General features: G+C 42.4%; 21 protein-coding genes. 9 read left to right on the plus strand and 12 right to left on the minus strand.

Features of this window, described 5'->3' with window-relative positions:
• Nucleotides 1–41: 41 nt before the first annotated feature.
• Both L8S15_RS02985 and L8S15_RS02990 read left to right on the plus strand, forming a co-directional pair.
• On the plus strand, nucleotides 42–1,040 hold the full coding sequence (locus L8S15_RS02985) for a LacI family DNA-binding transcriptional regulator (RefSeq protein ID WP_280571982.1): 999 nt from the start codon (nucleotides 42–44) through the stop codon (nucleotides 1,038–1,040).
• A 203-nt stretch (nucleotides 1,041–1,243) separates the two neighbouring features.
• The gene (locus tag L8S15_RS02990) at nucleotides 1,244–1,804 is read left to right on the plus strand and encodes a sugar O-acetyltransferase (protein ID WP_016767351.1); all 561 of its coding nucleotides are present in this window, start codon (nucleotides 1,244–1,246) and stop codon (nucleotides 1,802–1,804) included.
• Between the two features lie 163 nt (nucleotides 1,805–1,967).
• Here L8S15_RS02990 and L8S15_RS02995 read toward each other — a convergent pair whose 3' ends face one another.
• From L8S15_RS02995 to L8S15_RS03030, 8 genes are all read right to left on the minus strand, one after another.
• Nucleotides 1,968–3,326 carry a diguanylate cyclase gene (locus L8S15_RS02995; RefSeq protein WP_280571983.1) on the minus strand — a complete coding sequence of 453 codons (1,359 nt, stop codon included), beginning with the start codon at nucleotides 3,324–3,326 and terminating at the stop codon, nucleotides 1,968–1,970.
• Between the two features lie 36 nt (nucleotides 3,327–3,362).
• Nucleotides 3,363–4,232, minus strand: coding sequence for a hypothetical protein (locus L8S15_RS03000; protein ID WP_010431851.1), 870 nt, complete (start codon nucleotides 4,230–4,232; stop codon nucleotides 3,363–3,365).
• On the minus strand, nucleotides 4,201–6,639 hold the full coding sequence (locus L8S15_RS03005; protein WP_280571984.1) for a pilus assembly protein PapC: 2,439 nt from the start codon (nucleotides 6,637–6,639) through the stop codon (nucleotides 4,201–4,203). Before L8S15_RS03005 ends, L8S15_RS03000 begins: the two co-directional genes overlap by 32 nt.
• A 43-nt stretch (nucleotides 6,640–6,682) precedes the next feature.
• Nucleotides 6,683–7,357 carry a fimbria/pilus periplasmic chaperone gene (locus L8S15_RS03010; protein ID WP_010431845.1) on the minus strand — a complete coding sequence of 225 codons (675 nt, stop codon included), beginning with the start codon at nucleotides 7,355–7,357 and terminating at the stop codon, nucleotides 6,683–6,685.
• Nucleotides 7,358–7,409: 52 nt separating this feature from the next.
• A complete protein-coding gene (locus L8S15_RS03015) occupies nucleotides 7,410–8,081 on the minus strand; it encodes a hypothetical protein (RefSeq protein ID WP_010431836.1) in 672 nt (223 codons plus the stop codon).
• A 122-nt stretch (nucleotides 8,082–8,203) separates the two neighbouring features.
• Entirely contained in the window at nucleotides 8,204–8,848 is a 645-nt protein-coding gene (locus L8S15_RS03020; RefSeq protein WP_010431833.1) for a response regulator transcription factor, read from the minus strand.
• A gap of 31 nt (nucleotides 8,849–8,879) precedes the next feature.
• Nucleotides 8,880–9,638 carry a helix-turn-helix transcriptional regulator gene (locus tag L8S15_RS03025; RefSeq protein WP_010431830.1) on the minus strand — a complete coding sequence of 253 codons (759 nt, stop codon included), beginning with the start codon at nucleotides 9,636–9,638 and terminating at the stop codon, nucleotides 8,880–8,882.
• A 387-nt stretch (nucleotides 9,639–10,025) separates the two neighbouring features.
• On the minus strand, nucleotides 10,026–11,210 hold the full coding sequence (locus tag L8S15_RS03030) for an MFS transporter (protein ID WP_010431827.1): 1,185 nt from the start codon (nucleotides 11,208–11,210) through the stop codon (nucleotides 10,026–10,028).
• 281 nt (nucleotides 11,211–11,491) lie between these two features.
• Here L8S15_RS03030 and L8S15_RS03035 point away from each other — a divergent pair, with 281 nt between their 5' ends.
• Nucleotides 11,492–12,373 (plus strand): LysR family transcriptional regulator, encoded by an 882-nt coding sequence (locus L8S15_RS03035; RefSeq protein ID WP_280571985.1) that lies wholly within the window; start codon nucleotides 11,492–11,494, stop codon nucleotides 12,371–12,373.
• A gap of 126 nt (nucleotides 12,374–12,499) precedes the next feature.
• On the opposite strand, the gene L8S15_RS03040 is transcribed toward L8S15_RS03035, so the two are convergent.
• Nucleotides 12,500–12,790 carry a putative quinol monooxygenase gene (locus L8S15_RS03040; RefSeq protein ID WP_010431820.1) on the minus strand — a complete coding sequence of 97 codons (291 nt, stop codon included), beginning with the start codon at nucleotides 12,788–12,790 and terminating at the stop codon, nucleotides 12,500–12,502.
• A 204-nt stretch (nucleotides 12,791–12,994) separates the two neighbouring features.
• Complete coding sequence (locus tag L8S15_RS03045) at nucleotides 12,995–13,492, minus strand: hypothetical protein (protein ID WP_010431818.1); 498 nt, start codon at nucleotides 13,490–13,492, stop codon at nucleotides 12,995–12,997.
• A 93-nt stretch (nucleotides 13,493–13,585) separates the two neighbouring features.
• On the opposite strand from L8S15_RS03045, the gene L8S15_RS03050 reads away from it, so the two are divergent.
• Together L8S15_RS03050 and L8S15_RS03055 are read left to right on the plus strand one after the other, a co-directional pair.
• Complete coding sequence (locus L8S15_RS03050) at nucleotides 13,586–13,864, plus strand: hypothetical protein (protein ID WP_016797867.1); 279 nt, start codon at nucleotides 13,586–13,588, stop codon at nucleotides 13,862–13,864.
• Nucleotides 13,865–14,001: 137 nt separating this feature from the next.
• On the plus strand, nucleotides 14,002–15,534 hold the full coding sequence (locus tag L8S15_RS03055) for a phospholipase D family protein (protein WP_280571987.1): 1,533 nt from the start codon (nucleotides 14,002–14,004) through the stop codon (nucleotides 15,532–15,534).
• Nucleotides 15,535–15,623: 89 nt separating this feature from the next.
• On the opposite strand, the gene nfsA is transcribed toward L8S15_RS03055, so the two are convergent.
• Nucleotides 15,624–16,346: an oxygen-insensitive NADPH nitroreductase gene (gene nfsA / locus L8S15_RS03060; RefSeq protein WP_010431802.1), complete on the minus strand. Its 723-nt coding sequence runs from the start codon at nucleotides 16,344–16,346 to the stop codon at nucleotides 15,624–15,626.
• 241 nt (nucleotides 16,347–16,587) lie between these two features.
• Here nfsA and L8S15_RS03065 point away from each other — a divergent pair, with 241 nt between their 5' ends.
• The 4 genes from L8S15_RS03065 to L8S15_RS03080 all read left to right on the plus strand — a co-directional run bounded on the left by L8S15_RS03065 (nucleotide 16,588) and on the right by L8S15_RS03080 (nucleotide 20,383).
• Entirely contained in the window at nucleotides 16,588–17,571 is a 984-nt protein-coding gene (locus L8S15_RS03065) for an HAD family hydrolase (RefSeq protein ID WP_022571084.1), read from the plus strand.
• Between the two features lie 223 nt (nucleotides 17,572–17,794).
• Nucleotides 17,795–18,490 carry an aspartate/glutamate racemase family protein gene (locus L8S15_RS03070; protein WP_010431798.1) on the plus strand — a complete coding sequence of 232 codons (696 nt, stop codon included), beginning with the start codon at nucleotides 17,795–17,797 and terminating at the stop codon, nucleotides 18,488–18,490.
• A 596-nt stretch (nucleotides 18,491–19,086) separates the two neighbouring features.
• On the plus strand, nucleotides 19,087–19,323 hold the full coding sequence (locus tag L8S15_RS03075; protein ID WP_010431796.1) for a YdcH family protein: 237 nt from the start codon (nucleotides 19,087–19,089) through the stop codon (nucleotides 19,321–19,323).
• 163 nt (nucleotides 19,324–19,486) lie between these two features.
• Nucleotides 19,487–20,383, plus strand: coding sequence for a LysR family transcriptional regulator (locus L8S15_RS03080; RefSeq protein ID WP_010431794.1), 897 nt, complete (start codon nucleotides 19,487–19,489; stop codon nucleotides 20,381–20,383).
• Nucleotides 20,384–20,486: 103 nt separating this feature from the next.
• On the opposite strand, the gene L8S15_RS03085 is transcribed toward L8S15_RS03080, so the two are convergent.
• Entirely contained in the window at nucleotides 20,487–21,296 is an 810-nt protein-coding gene (locus L8S15_RS03085) for an SDR family NAD(P)-dependent oxidoreductase (RefSeq protein ID WP_010431792.1), read from the minus strand.
• Nucleotides 21,297–21,421 lie beyond the last annotated feature (125 nt).

Genomic DNA, 21,421 nt, shown 5'->3' on the forward strand with positions numbered 1-21,421 from the left:
CGGCTTATGTCGGCTAATTTTTTATAAAGGAAAAGAAGCCAATGGTAACCATGCTTGATGTCGCGAACCGTGCAGGCGTATCTAAATCGACAGTTTCTCGTGTCTTAAATGGGAAGAACATTGTGCGCCCAGATGTGGTGAAAAAGGTATTCGATGCGATACAAGAAACGGGTTATCGACCGAATTTGTTGGCTCAGCAATTGGCGACTAAGAAGACTAACTTCATCGGTTTCGTTATCACCAATGAGTTGTTCAATGGCCCGTACTTTTCCTCCTTGATGTATCACGCTGCGTCTTATAGTGAAAAATCGAATCACCAATTGGTGATCACCGATGGCAAACACAGCGCTGAAGACGAAATAAAGGCGATCAATTTCCTGCTAGATATGAAGTGTGCGGGCATCATCATTTATCCGCAGTGCTTAACCGAAAATGAGATTGCTAAGCTCATAGAAAGCACTGACACACCGATTCTGGTGCTCAACCGAGAAATGCCGTCGAAGCCCAATAATGCCATTACCACAGACCATTATCAGAGCGCTCGTTTGATGGTTGAACACATCATCGAACAGGGGCATACCGATATTGCCGTGATTCGTGGCAAAGCAGGTTCTTCGACCGGTGCGCTGCGTTACCAAGCCTATCAAGACGTGTTAACTAAACATGGTATTACATTGGATGAGTCTAAAGTTATTCAGGGCGAATGGACGATGGAGAGCGGTTATCACGCCGCTCAGGTTTTAGCAAAAAACAAAGCCACGTTCACCGCTATTTTATCCGGAAACGATGATATGGCGATTGGGGCTATTAAGGCATTAACCGAGCTAGGTTATTCATTACCCCAAGATGTTTCTATCGTCGGTTTTGATAACAGCAAAGTGGGTAAGTTTTTAACGCCAAGCCTCACGTCTGTAAGTGTGCCGTTAGAACAAATGACCCTAAAGGCTATCTTGAAAATTGTTGGAGCTATCGAACAAGCTGAATCGGTTTGTACTACTGGAAACTTGGTGTTGCGTGATTCGATAGCGAAGCTAAATTAGTACTGATTGAATTTCATATTCCACCTACAAAAAATGATGAGCTGCGCATCTATTAAATCAAGCGAAAAGACTCTTTATTCACTGTTATTTAGATGTGCGATATTGCGTTTTTTGGTCGATGAATTGACCATCATTAGTTAAGTAATGTAAAAGCAGTTTAGTAATATGAAAATAGCTAAGTTATGTGAAAACAGGTAAGTAACGTGAGAACAGAAAAGCAAAAGATGTTAGCAGGTGAACCTTATCAAGCTTGGGATAAGGCGCTTTATTCAGAACGTATCGAATGTCGTAAGGTGCTTCAAAAACTCAACAATAGTATTCCTGATACACCCGAGTGGAAAGCGGCAACCCAAGAGCTTATTCCGGGCTGTGAGAACGCGCATTTAGAACCCCCATTTCGTTGTGACTACGGCTCGAACATCAAGCTGGGTAAGAACTTCTACGCTAACTTTAACTGTGTGATTTTGGATGTCGCTGAAGTGACCATTGGTGACAATGTACTGCTTGGTCCGAACGTTCAAATTCTTACCGCAGGTCACCCACTCGATGTGAAAGGCCGCGTTGAAGAGGGCGTGGAGTTCGGCACTCCGATTAACGTTGGTGATAATGTTTGGCTTGGCGGTGGTGTGATTGTTTGCCCAGGAGTAACCATTGGCAAGAGCAGCGTGATTGGTGCGGGCAGTGTGGTAACTAAAAACATCCCAGCGAATGTGGTTGCCGTAGGTAACCCATGTAAAGTACTAAAATCGATTGATAATGATTAATTGACGCCACTGCATTTTTGAGCGGCTTTCGATCTCTGAGTTGTAGTAAACTAATGTTATTTTTGTAAGCCCAGCTTTCTTCGTTGGTTGATTGGCTATTCTTTTCCTGTTCACAATTGCGGTTGCGGTTGCGGTTGCAGCGAACAGGAAAATTCGTTTTCTTTCAGATAAGGGAGCTTTGAACCAAATTGCGCCCTTGGTTTTTCGCTTGATACAACATCTCGTCAGCGGAAATAATGGCCTCTTCAATCGATTGCCCAGTCGATAAATCCACAAGCCCAAGCGAAGCTGATACTCCTCCTTTAATCATACTTCTGAGCTGTGGGTCGTAGGCGATTTTATCTCGAATTCTATCTGCTAACTTGATGATATCGGACTGACTTTCTGTTTTGAGAATGACGATGAATTCATCTCCACCGATACGATAACACTCATCGTTGTTTCTTACATTTTCTAATAATATCTCGCTTACCCGAACTAACACGTTGTCGCCGATATGGTGTCCGTAGTTGTCGTTGATCAGTTTAAAATGGTCGAGATCAATGGCAATAACTCCGATACATCGGTTGTTTTTGCTCGTTCCAGCATCGCGAATGCGTGAGTTTGCACTTTCTAAGTAAGAGCGGTTCTTCAACCCTGTTAATGCATCTGATTCCAAAGCAATTGAGGTTCGATATTGATAATGAGAAAAAGCGATCAGTAACACATAGCCTATCCCTAACAATGCGATGACCTCAACAAAGCTTTGAATCACTCCCTTTATTTCAGCCACAGAACTGGTCATATTATCAAAGATAAAAAGGGTCGCACGAAGTTGTGGTAACGGAACTTCAACAAGATGAAAGTATCGAGAATTGTCATTGTTTAATTGGAAAAATATGACGTCCAGTAGTTCCACTTTGTTTACATAGAAAGCGGTGTCTTCTGGAGGTTGTAAGGCGTGCGTGTTCGATAAGTCTAGATTTATCTTTTCTCCAGAAGGCATAAAGTATTGATGTTGATTGTCTCTTATAAAAAGAAGCGTGTTGGCCGTGCCGTTGATTTCTGGGAAGTAATGTTGCAGATCGACATTCGCCTCGTGGTATAGGGATGTCCGCTGCGACACGAACCCTGCTATTAAATTGATATGAGGTTTTGGATGATTGAAATTAAATCCCCAAAGTGTCGTTTTTCCGTTTTTCATGGCAAGAAATTGAGGTGACGATGTACTGATATTGAATCGTTCTGCGATGCCTTGAATGTCAGAATTTGAGAAAGGTCGCGTAGGCTGATAATAAACGCCACCCACATTGGGTCTGTTGGCATTTGTTGCTTCTGAGTTTAAAGAAGTACCTAAAATATTCAGTGTTCGCACGACATTACTTTGAACCAGCGTTTGAATGAGATCGCTTCGGTGAGTTTGATCTTTCTCAACAAAATGGATGGTTCTACGGATTTCACCAATATGAATACAAAGGATGACCAAAGCGAAGCAGGCCATGACCCAATGTCTTTGTTTCATTGCTAAATTGATAGCATTCATATTGGTGTACCTTTGTTAAAATGTCACAGCGCTACTTCAGAAAATAGGATCTATTGCTTTTACTTGGATATATAATTCATCGCGGTAACTTCCCGCTCGTGACAGGTTGGTGTTGTCAGTGATCGAGAGTAAAAAAGGAATGGTGTGCTGGCCGCGACTATAGTTTTTTATGGGAGTCATGCGGTGCAATCTGGACACTTCTATCCCATTCACGGTCAGTTGATAGGTAATCGTCCAATCCGGGTTCTGGGTATTGATCAGTTTGCCGTGTCGAGATTTAACCCAAAGCTCTGTTAGAGAATTAGAACGGATCATAAAATCTGCTTGATAACGCTTACCACTATGAAGTTCACCGAGTTGCCAACTGTATCCTGTTGCTGAGCGGTGAATGTTGCTTCCATGGCCAGACCAATCAAAAGTAACGAAAGACTTTATCTTGTAAGTTGCGGTACTTGTTAGTGTTGATACAGGGTTGTCTTCATACTTGAGCTTGGCAATAAAAGGCACAGTGTATTTTGCAGCGTAGTTAATTTTTGCTCTCGGATCGACCAAGTAAAAACGGACCGGAGAATTGTATTTTGCGTATAGCAAGTACTCTCGCTCTTTGGGATCATAAGTAAGCATTGTTTGGCTTTGGTTGACGAAATAAGGTCCATTTTTGTCCAACGTATTGAGAATTTTTAGTCGAACCGACCTTAATGAACATTCGCCGCTTTGAGAGCGTAGCTTTTTGAGCTCGTATTGAATTTTCGCAAATCCCGATTTATCAAACTCAATCGGACCATTGTTAAGTTGGGTTAAGCTCCATACTCCGTTGCAACTCTGTGCTAGTAATGGTGAAGGCAGCCAGAGAATGCATAATGTGAGCAGCCAATTAGTTTTTTTCATTGGAGTTACTTTGAACATTGTTTGCTCCTTGTTCTAGTTGAATATCAGAAAGTCTCAACAGGTTATCGTCTGATTCAGGGATGCTGATGATCCCCGTTGCGTTGGAGTTGATCGTTTCGATTCGATAATCACCGCTGCCTATTCCTTCAATAACGAATCTTCCGCCTTTGTTGGTGAAGAATGGATAAGATGTGTCATCGAGATCGGTTAAATAGCCTTGAGTTAACGCAAGCGGTTGACCGTTAGCTAATAGTAATTTGCCTATTATGGTTTTAGATTTATTGGACCCAACGGTGATGAGATGACTGGTATAAGCGCCTGGGGTGATGTTGTACAGATAATTGCCGATGTCATAACCAACAGGTGCGTTTGGCGCATCTACAGTAAAGCTCTGAGTGATGTGGGCTGTAGAGAGGCTGATAGCATTGGGGTAACCTTGCTGAGAAATCGCTTCTGCGTACGCGTCTTCATCGCTGTTTATTAGGGCGTCCGACTCTAAACTTTCATGAACTTGCACCACAGCCGCCGCACCATATATTGGGCGTGACCAAGAGAGATTGCTGTCACTAATTGTGAATGCTGTACTGGGTCTAAACGAGGTGACCACGGTGTCTTCGGTACTGTTCGAGTTGTAATAATTGATGTCTCCATCATATCGAACCCGGTTGCCTATGTAGTCACCACGTAATTGATACTGTCCTTGATTCGATTCGACATCAGCAGATAGAGAATAGCCATATTGGCCAACTTGATTTTTACTCGGCTTACTAAAGCTTGCTCGTAAGATCTCAGTATCGCTGGCGTATCCGGCATCTGCGGTGTATTGCCCGTCATCAGAACTCCATGTCCAATCAACAGATACAATACCCTCTGTGTTCGAAATGCCCTCATTTGGGTCTTCTTCATGAGTAACACCTAAACCGACCACTACATTGGAGTAAGACCAAGACGTTGAGGCTTCTGCACTCCATTCCGTATCGTAACCACTCTGCTTATCAAGGTTATATGAGAGCGATAAGTAAACATCATCGGTAATGCCTAAGGTATAGCTGACTGCTGCTGAATGGCCTGTCGTTCCTTCTTCCGTCCAAGGTTGATAGGAATAGGTATCGTAAGATTCAAGCGCGATACGTAAGTTGGGGGCGCTGTAATTGTTTTGATCCCAGAGCGAGGCGGCATAATCGATGCTTGCGATATAACCGGTTTCATCATATTCACTCGACTGGCTGCCTGATAGTCGAAAGCCAATATTACCGGTGGGGGTGCCAAAAGTGGAGATCCCCCCTAGTATGAATCCATCTTTATGATAAAAGCCATTCAACCCAAGCGTTAAGTATTCGGTTAAGCCATAGTCATAATAGGCACTGGTGATTAAGCTTTCGGTATCGTACCTATAGTGACTGTCTTTTATTTCTGAAGGAGCACCCAAATACACGCCAAAGTCGGATATTCCCTCTTTGAGCAGTTTAGAGTTGTAGAATACGCTGTAGAGAATGGAGTCTCGTCTTCCCGATTGATATTCAATATCTAAACGAACGTCATTACTACCTGAAGACAGTGGCAAGTTATCGAGCATATAACGTCCAGGTGGAAGTCGAAACTCTGTCACGTAGGAACCATTAATGTACAGTTCGATGTCGGCAGACTCTTCAAGCACTAAGGCTTGAGTGCCTCCTACCTGAATACTGCGATTCGGTTGTAATGCTGAGTAATTACGTTCAAACCCGATTCCGCCAAATTGTTGGCTAGGTAGGTGGCCTGAAGTACTGTTAACTTGGTCGCCAAAAGTGACTCGATAAGGGGTTTCTGCACGGTCGATAAAGGCCGATATATCGCCACGATAAAAAGTTTGTTCCTCACTGGTGCCATCATCAAAATAGCCTGACAGTTTATAGTTAACTCCCCGCGCACCAGCAAAGTTTCCTGTGGAGATCCACTCTATATTCCACTTTTGTTCTTCATTTTGAGTCTCAACTCCTCGTGTATCAGATAGGCCAAAGTTAAAGTTATTGATGTTGGTGAAAAAGGCTGATGTGGAATAAATAGGAGGAGAGTAAGGTGCGCTGAAACTTAGCGCTTGCTCTTTTCGTGCATCTTGAACGAAAGATAATGAGATAGACATGTCAGAGGATGAAAAGGAGAGCAACACACCCCACTCTTTCAATGTTTCCACTGAAATAAAGGTATCTTTGTACGAAGATAATTTACCTGATACTTCACTTGTAAGCGCTGAACCAATCAGTGTATTCAGTTGAATGGTATGAACCTTGGAGATCGTTTTACCATCAGAGAACGCATCAATATCGCCCACTGTTGAGCCTAAATAGTTGATTGGGAATGGAAATAACCAATCCGCGGAATAGGCGTGAGGTTGGGCTAGCAAGCATAGAGAGACGCACAGAAGAACTGTGTAATATCGGCTCATGTTACCTCCCAATAAAGCTCGTGTAGAAGCAGGTGGTTCAGTGTTAATTATTTTGTTTTATGGCAATACCAGTGACTTTTTTGAATTCGTTTGGAATAGGATAATAAGCGGTGGCACCAGGCATTAAGTAACCACTTGTCTTAGTGTCAATCTGGCTCCACGGTAGGTCTTTTTTCTCGCCGTTAGTTTGAAGTTCGAATACGGAATGAAGCAAGTTCACTAGAACTTGGCTTGTGTTTTCTACCACTATGTTTCTATCTTTAATCGAGGACTTCATAGTGGGCTTTATTGAGTTCGGAGATACAAAAGCTAAGGTCGAAAAACTAAGCAGTGTTCTTATTTTACTGTCACTATCTTCAGGCCCTTCGACTTCTAGTTCGTTGAATTCAATGCGGTACAGTTTGGTCATTGTGAGAGTATCGCTAGGGATATAGCGCACCCGAATCTTTTGAGAACTTTGTGGGTCTACCATTATTTGAGGAGGCAAAATGAGAAAACTGTCTTCATTAAGTGTTAGTACCTCTCCGGTTTCATCGTAACTTACGTCATACACTACAACTTCAATTGGGAGTGAACGGTCTTGAGGGTTATTGATCGTATAGCTTGAGAGAGCCTTTCCTCCAAATTCGTTCATTTCTTGATACATAGGGGTAATTTCGTAGCTGAAAGCGACGGCGTGGAAGAGTAGCAGACTGATAAATAAAGTAATGTTTTTCATAAAACCCTTCCTTGGTAAAATGAGCCCACGTTTGTGGGCTCTAATTTATGAGCTAAAATCCACACATGTGGTGACAAGTTTTCGCTTGGAGTTTCACATACACTGTAGAGCGATAATTACCGGCTCTTGCTAAAGCTGCACCCTCTGTTGTGATACTAAGAGGAACTTCTGCAATTCTTGCTTTTTGGTGTTCACCACTCCATTTAACTTGGAAGTTACCTGTCGTATGACCAAACAAACCATCACTTGCATTGCTTGTATCGAAAATGTCGGTTTGATTTGCTTGTAATGTGTAATCGATACGTTCTTTACCAATGGCCATGCCGAAACGAGTCATTTTGAAAGGTGTGGCAGTCATATCGACTTCCATTGATTTCCCGTAGTTACACCAGGCACGAAGACTTGCAATTGGTTTACTGGCTGTTAGCCCTGAGACCAAATTTTTGCTATCTGCCAGCATGTTCGTTAGGTGGATATCACCATTAACAAACTCTCCGGCTTGTGCTGATTTCAAGTTGAGCACACAACGTTGTGGAATCGTGCCTTCCATGCGAATGTGTGCGCCATCAGTGTTCGTTGCATTGGTCAGAAGAGCATTGGTTGCTCCTCCAAATTGAACCACATTAGCTTCTAACTTGGTTCCACCTGGACCACCACCAACAGCGAAACTATTTACACTGAACATCACACCGGCTACTGCTACCGCTAATATTAATTTTTTCATAATTGTTCCCTCATTACTCTTGTTATTCCCGACAACAAATACATAGTAATTAGGATTTAAAAAATACACCTCGCAACGAGGGGTGATATATTGAATAAATAAGTATGAAAAGAGTGCTAATTTTAAACGGTTAATTCATGAGCTTTAGCAAATAGTTCATGTCGAGAATGTACATTCAACTTGGACATCACATTGTAAGCGTGTGTTTTTACTGTGTTTATACTGACATTTGTGTCGTTTGCTATTTGTATGTTTGAAAAACCTTGAATCATTAATTCAAAGACTCTTTGCTCTTTCTTTGTTAAAAAAAACTTTGATGTTACTTTTTCTGTGATGGAATAGGATTTCTTAGAAACGCTACTGATACAAAGGTCAATAATAAAGCTTTCCATAATATGTCTAGGGAACCAAAGCTCTCCCTCTTGAACAGATTTAATGGCTTTTGGAATAAATTCAAAATGATTCACTTCTATTTGGCCAAAAAAGCCAAATTTTAGGTAATCGTAACAAGCGCTGCATTTAATATTGATGGCGATCCACTTATCTTTTCTATTGATAATTGAAACACCACACTTGTCTGGCATCGGTATCGTACTTCTGTCTAAAAGCACAACGCCTTTATACTCAGGGTCAAGTTCAGAATAAGATTCGATAACTTGAAATTGATTGAGTGGGAAAGAAAGTTTCAATAAATCTCTGATCACTCGCGACAAGGTGTTGCTGCGAGTGATCAAGCATGTGTAAGGTGCTGGTCGATTATTTTGCATACTTTGAGCCTTCCTTGGCGGCAGAAGCGAATTAGGTGTAAGCAGAGCGTATTGGTGGGCTGATGAGCCACTGCCCTTGTCCAAATCGAGAGATCAGTTGGTTTTGGTTTTTACATTGTGTTTTGTGCAGGATACTCTTGATCTGACTGCGAACCGTTTCTTTTGATACATCACGGGTTTGTGCGATCTCAGTACCGTTCAATCCTTTAGTCAGTAGATCAAGCACATCAAGTTCTGACTTAGTCAAAGACGGGCTCGTGTTGGCCGTTTTTGGCTCAGAATATTTACGCCAATGTGAGACCATAGTACGGTGGGCGACCCATGAATTTGCCCAAGCGATGGCAATGTCACATATTGATTTTAACTGGCGTAATTCATCAATCCGGAGTTCATCGACACTATGAAACATTATTGATATTCCATGTTCGTAAAGTAGATTTTCAGAAATACTATAGAAATTCAGATAATCTTGGGCGACAGGGAGCTTGTCATGACCCAATATTCTATTGTCCATTATGTCATCTAGCTTGTGATGAATTTTTCCTTTACGGCTCTTTGAAATCAACATGAGATAATCATCTAGATTGTCTGTGATTACCTCTGTCAGCGAGACTCCATCTGACAAACCATCAATATATTTGAAGGCTGGGAAGTCTGGTTTTGATGAGATAACTAATGTGACATGCTCAATTCCAAGTGTAGTTAATCCATTTCTTATCGCTTCTTCGAATTCAGACGGGGATTTATTAAGTCCATTTTCTAGTGGAATCTTCAATTCTGATATCTGCATAACTCAATCCATTTAACCTATTGCAAGCGATAACTCGAATATATTTTGGTGCTTCATTTGAGTTTATCTAAGGTTGATATTAGTCATTAAATGATAGGTTTATCATCACCCAATTGGGTGAAGTAATCCACAAACAATCCACTTTTTATAATAATGGATGCTTATTGAGCAATTAATTGATTTGAATCAATATTAGAAGGGCGATATGGAAGGGTATTTAAATTCAAAAAAAGATTCATAATAAATTATTACTCAAATTATAATTAATAATCTCTTAATTTAATTCAATCGAGGATGTGTTATTTATGTTGTTCGATTCTTATTTGCGATAAGACAAGATAGAAAATAGCAACGATGTAAGATTTCATCGTTGCTATTTGGTTAGAGTTATTGGTTCGTCGCTTGGAATGCTGGTTTTTTATTGTCTAGAGCACCACTAATTCGGGTCAACACTAGCGCGATTAAGACAATCATAGCCCCAATCCAAGGTGTGTTCATTAATCCAGATTTTGCGACAATCAAACCACCTCCCCATGAGCCTAATGCAATACCTACGTTGAAAGCTGCAATGTTGAGCCCTGATGCCACATCGACTGCGTCAGGTGTGTATTTCTCAGCCAGTTTCACTACATAAACCTGTAGTCCCGGAACGTTACCGAAAGCAAATGCACCCCACACAAGTATGGTTGCGACCGATGCATAAGGGTTTACCGCGGTAAAGTTGAAGATTACCAGTACTGACGCTAAGCCAGAGAATATAACGGTCAGTGCTTTTATTGGGCCCATTTTGTCGGCCATCTTACCGCCCCAGATGTTACCAACCGCGACTGATACACCGTAAACGAGCATGATTAAACTGATAGAACTTGAATCAAACCCTGATACGTTTTCTAGTATTGGAGCGAGAAAGGTAAAGGCTGTGAATGTACCGCCGTAACCGAGTGCTGTGATGGCGTAAACCAACAGTAATCTAGGCTGAGTTAGAACCTTTAATTGCGTTGAAATCTTAGCGGTTGGCGGTTGTTTAAGGTTGTTTGGAACTAAGAAGGCGCTTCCAATAAGGGCTACCAGGCCAAGAATAGCAACGATCAAGAAGGTCGCTTGCCAACCAAAAGTTTGGCCGATGTAGGTGCCCAGTGGTACACCGGTTACCAATGCAACAGTTAAACCCGTAAACATGATCGCAATGGCACTGGCTGCTTTATCTTTTGAAACTAAACCGGTCGCGATGGTTGATCCAATCGAGAAGAACACACCATGGGCAAGGCCTGTCAAAATACGAGCAGCGATCAATGTGTTGTAGCCTGGTGCTTGCCATGCCAGTAAGTTGCCGACGACAAACAAGGCCATCACGCCTAGCAGTACCAGCTTACGGTTCCATTTTCCGGTCAACGCCGTTAATACTGGCGCGCCAATGGCAACACCAAGTGCGTATAAACTGACTAATAGGCCTGCTGATGGCAGAGATACATTCAAGTCGCTCGCCATCGTGGGGATCAAACCCACGATGACAAATTCTGTGGTTCCGATGGCAAAGGCGCTGAGCGTCAATGCAAATAGTGCTAGTGGCATAATCATCTCTCTTACTGTTCTGTGTTGATTATTGAGCGCGATAACATGGGGCAGCTTGCTACTGCGATAAGAGCGCTTCGTCTGATGGCGGGGATTATCTAGTAAAATATATTTGTTAAAAATGTCATCATTAACAAATAACCTTTGTGTTATTTGCAATAATTAGAGAGTTAGCCGATCATTGGATTAAGTTAATAAGATCGAAAAGACACAGATGATTTGAGCTGTGATGAGCACAAACGAGAGGACATTAAACAACATGAAAGTAGTGAAGGAGCATCATGCTAACCCGTTCAGATGATTTAGAAATGGTACTCACCGTCGTCGATGCTGGTGGCTTTTCTGCGGCGGCAGAGGCGTTGGATATACAGGTTGCCAAGGTGTCTCGTTCGGTGAGTAAGGTTGAGTCGCAACTCGGCGTCTCAATATTCAACCGAACAACGAGACGAGTGGAATTGACAGAGGAAGGGCGGCAGTTTGTTGATTCAGTAAGGTTGGGGTTACAGGTGATCCAGAGCGCAGAAGAAGAAATTGTGTCGCGCGGTGAGTTGCCAAAAGGTCGTTTAAGAGTTGATGCCGCCAGTCCATTCGTATTCCATCAGCTAGTGCCTTTGGTGCAGTCATTTAAAGAGGCTTACCCAGATATTGAATTGGAACTCACTTCCAACGAGGGCTTCGTTGATCTTCTGGAAAAGAGAACTGATGTTGCGATTCGAATCGGTAAGTTGTCCGATTCAACACTGCACGCCCGCCCGTTAGGGAAAAGTTTGCTTCATATTGTAGCGTCGCCTGATTATCTCGCTAAGCGTGGGTTGCCCACCAAACCTGAAGATTTGAGTTCGCATCAAGTTGTGGGATTTGCAGGAAACAAAGTGCTTAATCACTGGCCTTTGCCAAACCAAAGTTATATCCCGCCTACTGTAACAGCCAGTAATGGTGAAATCGTGCGTCAACTGGCATTAGCTGGAAATGGGATTGCTTGTTTATCGGGTTTTATGGTGCAGGACGATATAGCAGCAGGGCGCCTAGTCCCTATTTTGGAGCAAGACAAACTTGCCAACACAGATCGAGAGCGAGTGAATGCGGTTTACTATAAGTCGTCATCCGTCTCTAAGCGTATCTCGGCGTTTATTGATTTTATACAGCCAAGGTTAAAGCTCTAACTAAGGCTGATTGACGACGATATACGCTTAAATGAAAAAGCCCCGCTGACGTGCAGCGGGGCTTTTAAATCAAAATCAATTGATTGTAAGCGTGTTATCCAGTAGCAGATAACTTGGAATCAGTATTTAAGCGATTTTAGTCATTTCATTGAGCGTGAATGACGCAACACAACCTTCCGTTGCTGCCATGTACTCAGCAAGATGGGCATTACCCATGTGCTGTTGCCACAGTTCACGAGACGTCCAGTTTTCATAGAAAGTGAAATGCGCTGGGTTTTCATTGTCTTGGTGAAGGTCGTAGTTGATGCAACCTTCTTCCGTACGAGTTATATCAATCAGTTTTAATAGCTCGGCTTTAACCAATTCAATTTTGTCTTCGTTAGCGACGATGTTTGCGATGATAGTCAGTTGAGTCATGTTCGTTACCTTTATTATTTCATTCACTTAATAGTGGATTGTTCTTTGTTCACTGAGCAACTCTCTGTTTGACGGAGTGCCTGTGTCGATGAATAAATAATAGTAGGAATATTAGAAACGATAAATAGTGGTGTATTTGAATTATTATCAAAAATAATTTGATAATAACGGTTTAACTTATGATGCCAGACAAGCTAATAATCGTTAAAATCCGCCCGCCCATGCATCAAAATCATCAATGATATCGAGTTCTTCTTTCGTTCTTGGGGCTGGGTAATAAGGTAACGCCAACCTCTGGAATGAAGGTTGTAGTTCCCATTCTGGGGTAATCTTTAGTCGAGTGAGTTCATCTTTGAGACGCACAAACATATAGTAGCCGTCGGCATGCGTGTTGGCGTAACTCGCGATTGTCGCTATCTGTCCACCAGGTAACTTTACATCTCGACCCAACGGATACAGTTGATGCAATGCAAAACTTACTTTTGGGTCTTCAAGCTTTCCTTGTTTAAAGCGTTCTAAGCCGATAGCGGTTGAGGTAGTACGAGGTTTCCAACCGGTGAGGAACAACCCGCTCAAGCGATCTTGGAAGGGTTTACCCTTACGATTACCTTCGTTGCTAATGAATTGAACCGTTAGTGTATCTCCAGATTCATTTAGAATTTCTAAAAATTGTTCGCCTGTTCGATCGACTAAAAGCTTCATGAGATCCAGATACCATTAAGGATGAAATATGATAAAGGGTACTACTTTAGGGGAGGCTTGTGTAGGGACGATAAACGTTATGTAGCGTGAACAATGTTTCCGGTGTTGAATGAGTATCGAGGGTTGTTAGAAACCTTATTGACAATGAAATCTCTTGGTCCTGTAGAAGTGTTTAGCGAACGTTTTGAAGCAGTAGTACACCCTTTAAATCTGACCTCAGAGCAAACTGAAAATGCGCTTCATTTGCTAGTGGACTATTTGCATGGCTACGCTTTAGCACTGAACTGTAATCAAGACAGAACTGCAATTACCGTCGAAATGGTCGAAAAACCACTAGGCTTATACTGTTTAGGGCTGACTCATTTGAAGTGATTTGTTGCTTTAATTGCTGGGCTTTCAATTTATCCTTGATAATTACCTATAAATTTCAGGTAATAGCAGCAATAATCAATAGGTAAATAGGAATGGCTGCGCACCCTGAAAGCCATCGTTGAAAGGAAGTTCAATACATGCCCGTGCTCCAACGCATTAGTTTAACCCTAATTTTAATTGCTATTCTAGGTGGGTGCTCTTCTCTCCCTGAAGGCATTGATCATCCAACAGAACCGCAAACCTTCCCCTCATCCAGTGTCTTGTCGGTCTTAGCTGCGGATTATCAACCTGAGTCTGTTGAGCAAGGAACGACGGCCGTTAGCTTACAAGAATCTGGCTGGGATGCGCTAGCTCAGCGATTGGCACTGGTTGAATCGGCTGAACATACCATCGATATTCAATACTACATTTGGAATTCTGATGAATCGGGTAGCTACCTAGCCAGTCGTTTGTTAGCCGCTGCTGACCGTGGTGTTAAAGTTCGAGTGATGCTTGATGATATTAACCTCAATGAACGTGAAGGTTTGTTATCGGCATTGGATGCGCATCCTAACATTGAGATTCGCATCTTTAATCCAACGCCAACACGTCGTGGCTTCAGCAAATGGTTGAGTTTTTTTGGGGACTTTTCTCGGTTAAACCGTCGCATGCATAACAAGTCGTTTACTGTAGATAGCACTTTGTCTGTCGTTGGTGGGCGTAATATCGGCGATGAATATTTTGACCTCTCTGACGAAATCAATTTTCGAGATCGCGACGTGATGGTCATGGGCTCTGTGGTAACCACTATCCAAGCGAGTTTTATTGAGTATTGGAATAGCCGTTGGTCTTACCCTGTTGATATGTTAGGTGGTGAAGAACAGCCTGATATTTCATTGATGAACGACATCGCTGCTCCGCATTATCTGAACTACCCTAAATTGCCAGAAGACGGTAAATCGAGCACTGAATTGTTAAAAAGTGTCTTGAGTCAAATGACTTGGGTCAATGCCCGTTTTGTTTACGATCCCCCAGTCCCTATCGACTCAGATGATACTAATTTACCTAAAGCAACGGCTGTGTTACTTGCGGATCTAGCACGTAAGTCTGAACACGAAATCTTGCTAGAGTCTGCCTACCTAGTGTTTGATGATGGACAACTTGATGAGTGGCAATCTCTGAGTAGCAACAACGTTGAAATAAAGGCGCTTACCAATTCTATGGCGTCTAATGATCTGGTGACTAATCATTCTGCTTATGCGGGTCGCCGCTACGACATGTTAGATCATGGTATCGACCTGTTTGAGCTAAAACCAGAATCTAATCTTTGTGAAGCATCTACCCAAGATGTGTCTAAATGTGCTCCGGAGACGGCCTATGGCTTACATGCTAAATCGGTAGTATTTGACCGTAGTATTGCGAGCATTGGATCATTTAACTTCAATTTGCGCTCTACGTATCTCAACACGGAATCGGTTTTAATCATCGAAAATAAAGTCATTGCCGAAAAACTAGCAGAAACCATTGAACAAGCAATGAATGAAGATAATAGCTGGCGCCTAGAACTGGAAGACGGTGATGTGTATTGGTATTCCGGTGAGCAAAGTTGGGACAGCGAACCTGAGACAGGTAAGTGGGAAAGAATGCAATCCGGTTTTCTACAATTGCTACCGATTGAGAAATATCTGTAGCAAAACCAGTACCGTATAAACAAAAAAATGTCAGCGTATATTGCGCTGACATTTTTTATTGTGCTTTCTGAATATCGAGTGTGAGCAGTTTATCGCTTGGTCAGTCCTTTACTGTTCAAGTAAGGAAGGATGTGTGGTCGAGACTCACCAGATAACTTTTGTGTGATCTGTTGTGACCAACTGCTCTGCTTTTGGTTACTTGAACGGCTTGCGTAGTAGCTCTGCATCGAATCATCGTAGCTGGCAATTTCGTCTAGGCTTAGCGGTTGGTATTGGTTTTCGTGCATTACTACGTGAGCAGGAAGGCGAGGCTTAACCTCTGGTTGCTGTGCCGGGTGACCTAAACACATCCCGAACAACACGGCGGTGTGTTGTGGTAGTTCTAACAGTTCATCGACTTGTTGTGCGCTGTTACGCAGTCCACCGATATATACACCACCCAAACCTAGAGACTCTGCAGCCAACATGCAGTTTTGCGCCATGATGCCAGAGTCGACCGCACCAATCAGAGTCAGCTCAGTAAAGTCGGTTTTCACTTCAGGGTTAATTTTAGCGTGACGTTGATAGTCGATACAGAACACCAAAAACTCGGCTGCATTTTCTACGTAAGCTTGGTTACCTGCGTATTCCGCTAGCAGCTTGCGCTTCTCGTTGTCTGTGACTCTAATGATGGAAACAGCCTGTAGTAAGCTCGACGACGATGCAGCAAGGCCTGCTTGAACAATCATGTCGAGTTGTTGCTTTTCTATTGGTTGGCCCGTGTACTGGCGAATGGAGCGGTGCCCCAAAATGGTCTCAATCGTGCTGTTCATAATTTTCAGGCAGTCCTTGTTTTATGATGATATGGCAAATCACCATAACGAGATTTGTCGTTGGGGTAAACCACAAAGCAATCTTGTGTGAGCTGAAAATTTTAATGCTGAAGCATTACTTCTGCTGTTCAAATCGCAACATAAACATCGGTTATAGTATCCATAAGTGGAAAATCGCGATAGACAAACTAGGATGAATGAAAGTGAACCCTATAATCAATTCAACAACATGGTAGTTGCTATGAAGAAAATATCCCTTTTGTCAGTTGTGATTTTATCGAGCTTTTCCTTTTCATCTTTTGCTAAAGATTGTGATCCTTTGTTGCTGCCTTCTTGGAAGGATGGTGAAAGCAAATCCGCTATCGTAGATTTTGTTGGGCAAGCCACCCAAACAGAGTCCGAGGCGTTTGTGGCGATTGAAGATCGAATCGCTGTGTTCGATAACGATGGTACGCTTTGGTCAGAACAGCCTTACTACTTCCAATTAGCCTTTGCACTAGATCGTGTAAAAGAGTTGGCTTCTGAGCATCCTGAATGGAAAACGGAAGTACCGTTTAAGTTTGTACTAGAAGGGGATATTGAGAGCGTTCTTGGCAGTGGTGAAGAAGGGTTACTCAAAATCATTTTAGCGACACATTCTGGCATGACAGTTGAGCAATACCAAAAAGATGTTGAGCAGTGGTTAGCGGTAGCAAAAGATGCACGTTTCAATAAAGCTTACACAGACCTGACTTACCAGCCAATGAAAGAGATGCTGATTTACCTACAAGAGCATGACTTTAAAACTTACATTGTATCGGGAGGAGGCGTTGATTTTATGAGAGCATGGGCTCCTCAGGCTTACAACATTCCTTCTGAACAGATTATCGGCAGCGCGCTTAAATACAATTACAACTATAACGATGGTAAACCGACGGTCACTAAAGACTCTTCCATTTTGACCATCGATGACAAAGCTGGAAAAGTATCGAATATTCAGCATATTATAGGTAAAAAGCCTATTCTAGCTGTCGGGAACTCAGACGGAGATCAAGCGATGATGCAATGGGCAACCAGCCAACCAAACTCAATGGCTATGATTGTTCATCACACTGATGGCGAACGTGAGTGGAAGTACGACCGAGAGTCTCATGTTGGGCAACTCGACAAAGCATTAGACGAAGCGAGCTCAAGAGATGACTGGACACTGATCGATATGAAGTCAGATTGGTGTGAGGTGTACTAACGCCAAAACTTTGGTTGGTCAAAAGCAACAAAGGCTCGGGTTCTTAATTCGAGCCTTTTTTATGAACGGAGGTTTTTGGAATAAACGGTTTGAAAGCAATGGTTTGGAAAGAATGGTTTGAAAGGAGTAAGGTGTTATGGGCTCGCTTTAAGCAAGAACGTACTATAAATTTGCAACGCATAACGATTTAATCGGGTTAGTCGGAATCTAAAGGGACAGGAATATGAAAACGATCGGTTTGCTCGGCGGAATGAGTTGGGAGTCGACAATGAGTTACTATAAATCCATTAATGAAGGTGTTAAAGCCAATCTTGGTGGCCTTAACTCTGCAAAAATTTGCATGTACAGCGTGAACTTTGATGAAATCGAAAGGCTACAACACCAAGGACGTTGGTCAGAGACGGCTAACATCTTGTCGGACGCGGCTTTATCGGTTGAGAAAGGCGGAGCGGACTTTATCCTTATTTGTACCAATACCATGCATAAGGTCGTACCTGAGATAGAAGAAAAGATTACTATTCCTATCCTTCATATCGCTGATACCACCGCGCAAATACTGCTTGAACAAGGTGTTAAAAAAGTAGGGTTATTAGGTACGGCTTTCACAATGGAGCAAGATTTCTATAAAGCTCGCCTAGTCAATAAATTCGGTATCGGTGTTGTGATTCCTGATGAAAGCGACCGAGAACAAGTGCACAACATCATTTACCAAGAGTTGTGTCGAGGCGAAGTAAAAGAAGAGTCTCGTGATGTATACCGTCAAATTATAGAGAAGCTAAGCCAGCAAGGTGCTGAGGCCGTTATTCTAGGGTGTACTGAAATCGCCCTGCTGATTCAGCAACAACACACTGATGTTCCTTTGCTCGATACCACGTCAGTCCATGCAGACGCAGCGGTCCGTTTAGCGCTTGGAAACTAGTTTTTAGACCCTCGTTTCGACCTCAATGCAGCCTTTATTGTCGTTTTTGTGTGATTTTTATTCGGATGAGTGAAAGTTTTTTGTACAAAAGCAGGTCGTTAATTAATGAGAAGATACTTTGTTCATTAACCAAGGCTTTATTTATGCGTAAGACTTTAGTTAATGGCTGAGGTATCTAAGCTAATAAGCACTATGCTTCAGTCATGAACAAAAGAGGATTTATTATGAAATGGCTTATCTTATCTGTGACGCTGTTATTCGTGGCAGGATGCCAATCGACGGGCTCTGACACATCATCACATGATCACATGAATAAAATAGATACGAGAGGGTGTAGTAGCTAGCTCCTTTTTGGAAACACCTCTTTAGCTATCCACTTATTAGAAAGACCTCTTTAAAGCCTTACGATTACGTGAGGTTTTCTTTTATTCAAAACTAATCCATCTGTTTTGTGGATGGGTGCTGTACATTTTTGAATCAGAATTGTCTATATTCTATGCTGTGTACTGGATCTCATTTGTTATTTAAACCACTTGCTAAGGTTAATAATGAAATGTTTTTAATACCAATCACTTTACTCAACTTAAGAGGTTTCTATGCTAGGTGAAAATCATTCTCTTGTTCACGAATTTCCTGAAATGAAAGATAAAATTGCTGAGCTTGTTAAAACTGACGATGGATTTGCTGAAGATATGAAGACATACGACAACCTTGATAAAGAGATTCGTAAGCTTGAGCTGAAAGATTCACCCATTGATGACGGTTCGATGCACCAGCTAAAACATGATCGTTCTGTACTTAAAGACGCGCTGCATGCTCGCTTAGTAGCTTAGTTGATCGAGATAACATCGTTTTAAAATTGTTAAACTCCTTCGGGAGTTTTTTTAGTTCAATAATATGGCCAAAATGAAACGTTCATAAATATTACATTGCTATGTTTTTGGCAAGTAATGTGGTCTATTAACAAAGGATTTTTAAGATTTTATTGGTAATCGTATGAATATTGAACACCTTAAGTTGTTTGTTCGTTTAGCTTCCACACATAACATCAGTATGGCTGGCCAGGAGCTTGGTTTGTCTCCTGCGGTTGCTAGTTCGCACATCAGTAAACTTGAAGATAATTTAGGTGTTCGCCTGGTACACCGAACGACTCGTAAGGTGTCTTTAACAGAAGAAGGTGAAGCGTTTTTACCTCACGCTGAAGAGGTGTTATCGAGTGTTGATGCTGCCAAGTCGGCAGTCGGTGTGGGCTGTGATTCACCAATCGGAACATTGCGCGTTACGGCCTCTGCGTCTTTTGGGCGTTTGCATCTTGTTCCTGCATTGCCTGGATTTCTCGATCGTTACCCTGGTCTAAAAGTCGATTTGAGACTGTCAGACTCCATGGTCGATCTTGTGGAAGGTGGTTTCGATATCGCGATTCGCATCTCTGAACTGAAAGATTCGACACTCATTGCTCGAAAGCTCGCAAGAGACAAACGTGTTGTGTGCGCATCGCCAGATTATCTAATCAAATACGGCAATCCTGCCAAGCCTCAAGATCTTAATGACCACCAGTGTATTAGTTTGATTGGCTTAGAAAACTGGACCTTCAATACCGAAAACGGGCCTAAAACGATTAAGGCATCTGGATCGCTCAGGGCTGATAATGGAGAAGCGCTGCGTGATGCTGCTATTGGTGGGTTGGGTATCACGGTGACATCAAATTGGTGTGCGTATGAGCAACTGAAAAACGGTCAATTGATTAAAATATTGGAAGACTACTCTTTAACGTCAGAACCTGCGATTTGGGCGGTGTACCCAAGTTCAAGGTTGATTGCACCAAAGGTGAGAGCCTTCATTGATTATTTCTCTGAGTATTATGGTAACCCGCCATATTGGGAACAAAAGTAGAGTCAGATAGATTTAGAGAAAAAGCCCTGTGTTTCTAAACTAATGCATTAGAAAAACAGGGCTTTTTGCTTAGAATCAGAAAATCAATTGAGCGTAGCTGTCATTAAGAAAGCGTAGCCGCGATGATCTCATCAATTTTAGCGACAACTTGCTGTGATTTATCACCATAAATTGCATCTGGGTGTGGGTTAGCAAAGGTATTGTTGTCGTTATCGAAGTATTGACCGCCAGCTTGTGCGAACTCGTCAGACAATGAGGCGCGAACTAGAATATCAGAGCCAATGCTTAGGTCGCCGCCTGCAATGCCGTACGCATCTTTCACCATCTTGCTGCCTAATAAGGAAGCCGGGTTTACTGCAACAACCATCGGCCCTGTTGAACCTAATTCTTTTGCCATTTTACGAGTCCACATGGTGATCGCCAGTTTGCTTTGTGCGTAAGCATCACCATCAGAAAGCGTTTTTTTCCCTTCGAGAGCTTCAATACTTACTGCCGCTTGTGCCGCTGAAGATAGGTTCACCACTCGGCTAGATGAACCGAGCAATGGCAATAGACGTTTGGTTAGGTGATAAGGCGAAACCGTATTCACTGCAAAACGAACATCTAACCCGTCTTTAGTTATTGGGTTCGGAGTGTTGAACACGCCAGCGTTGTTAATCAGTACATCAATCTTATCGTGCTCAGCAATCACTTCGTCGGCCAACGTATCGACCTCTGCCAGAACCGATAAGTCTGCTACGTAGCTTTGAATTTTCGCTTCAGTCGAGAGCGTCACAAGCTGTTGCTCAACGTTTTTGAGTTTGCTTGGGTTACGTCCATGCAATAAAACGTGGTGGCCTTGTTGAACGAGTACTTTTGCAGTTTCGAAGCCGATACCATCAGTAGAGCCAGTGATCAGGATAACTTTTTGCATGGAATAGATTCCTTATTAAAGCGCTGACATCGCGAGCGTTTTTGAATGTTTCGTTGAGATAAAGAATAGCAACCTTTTGTAAAGTTGATAATCCAGCAGATTAATAAAACACTATTTAGTTTTTG

The sequence above is a fragment of the Vibrio sp. S/42/10 genome (genome assembly GCF_029890535.1).
In the GTDB taxonomy this organism is placed as follows: domain Bacteria; phylum Pseudomonadota; class Gammaproteobacteria; order Enterobacterales; family Vibrionaceae; genus Vibrio; species Vibrio cyclitrophicus.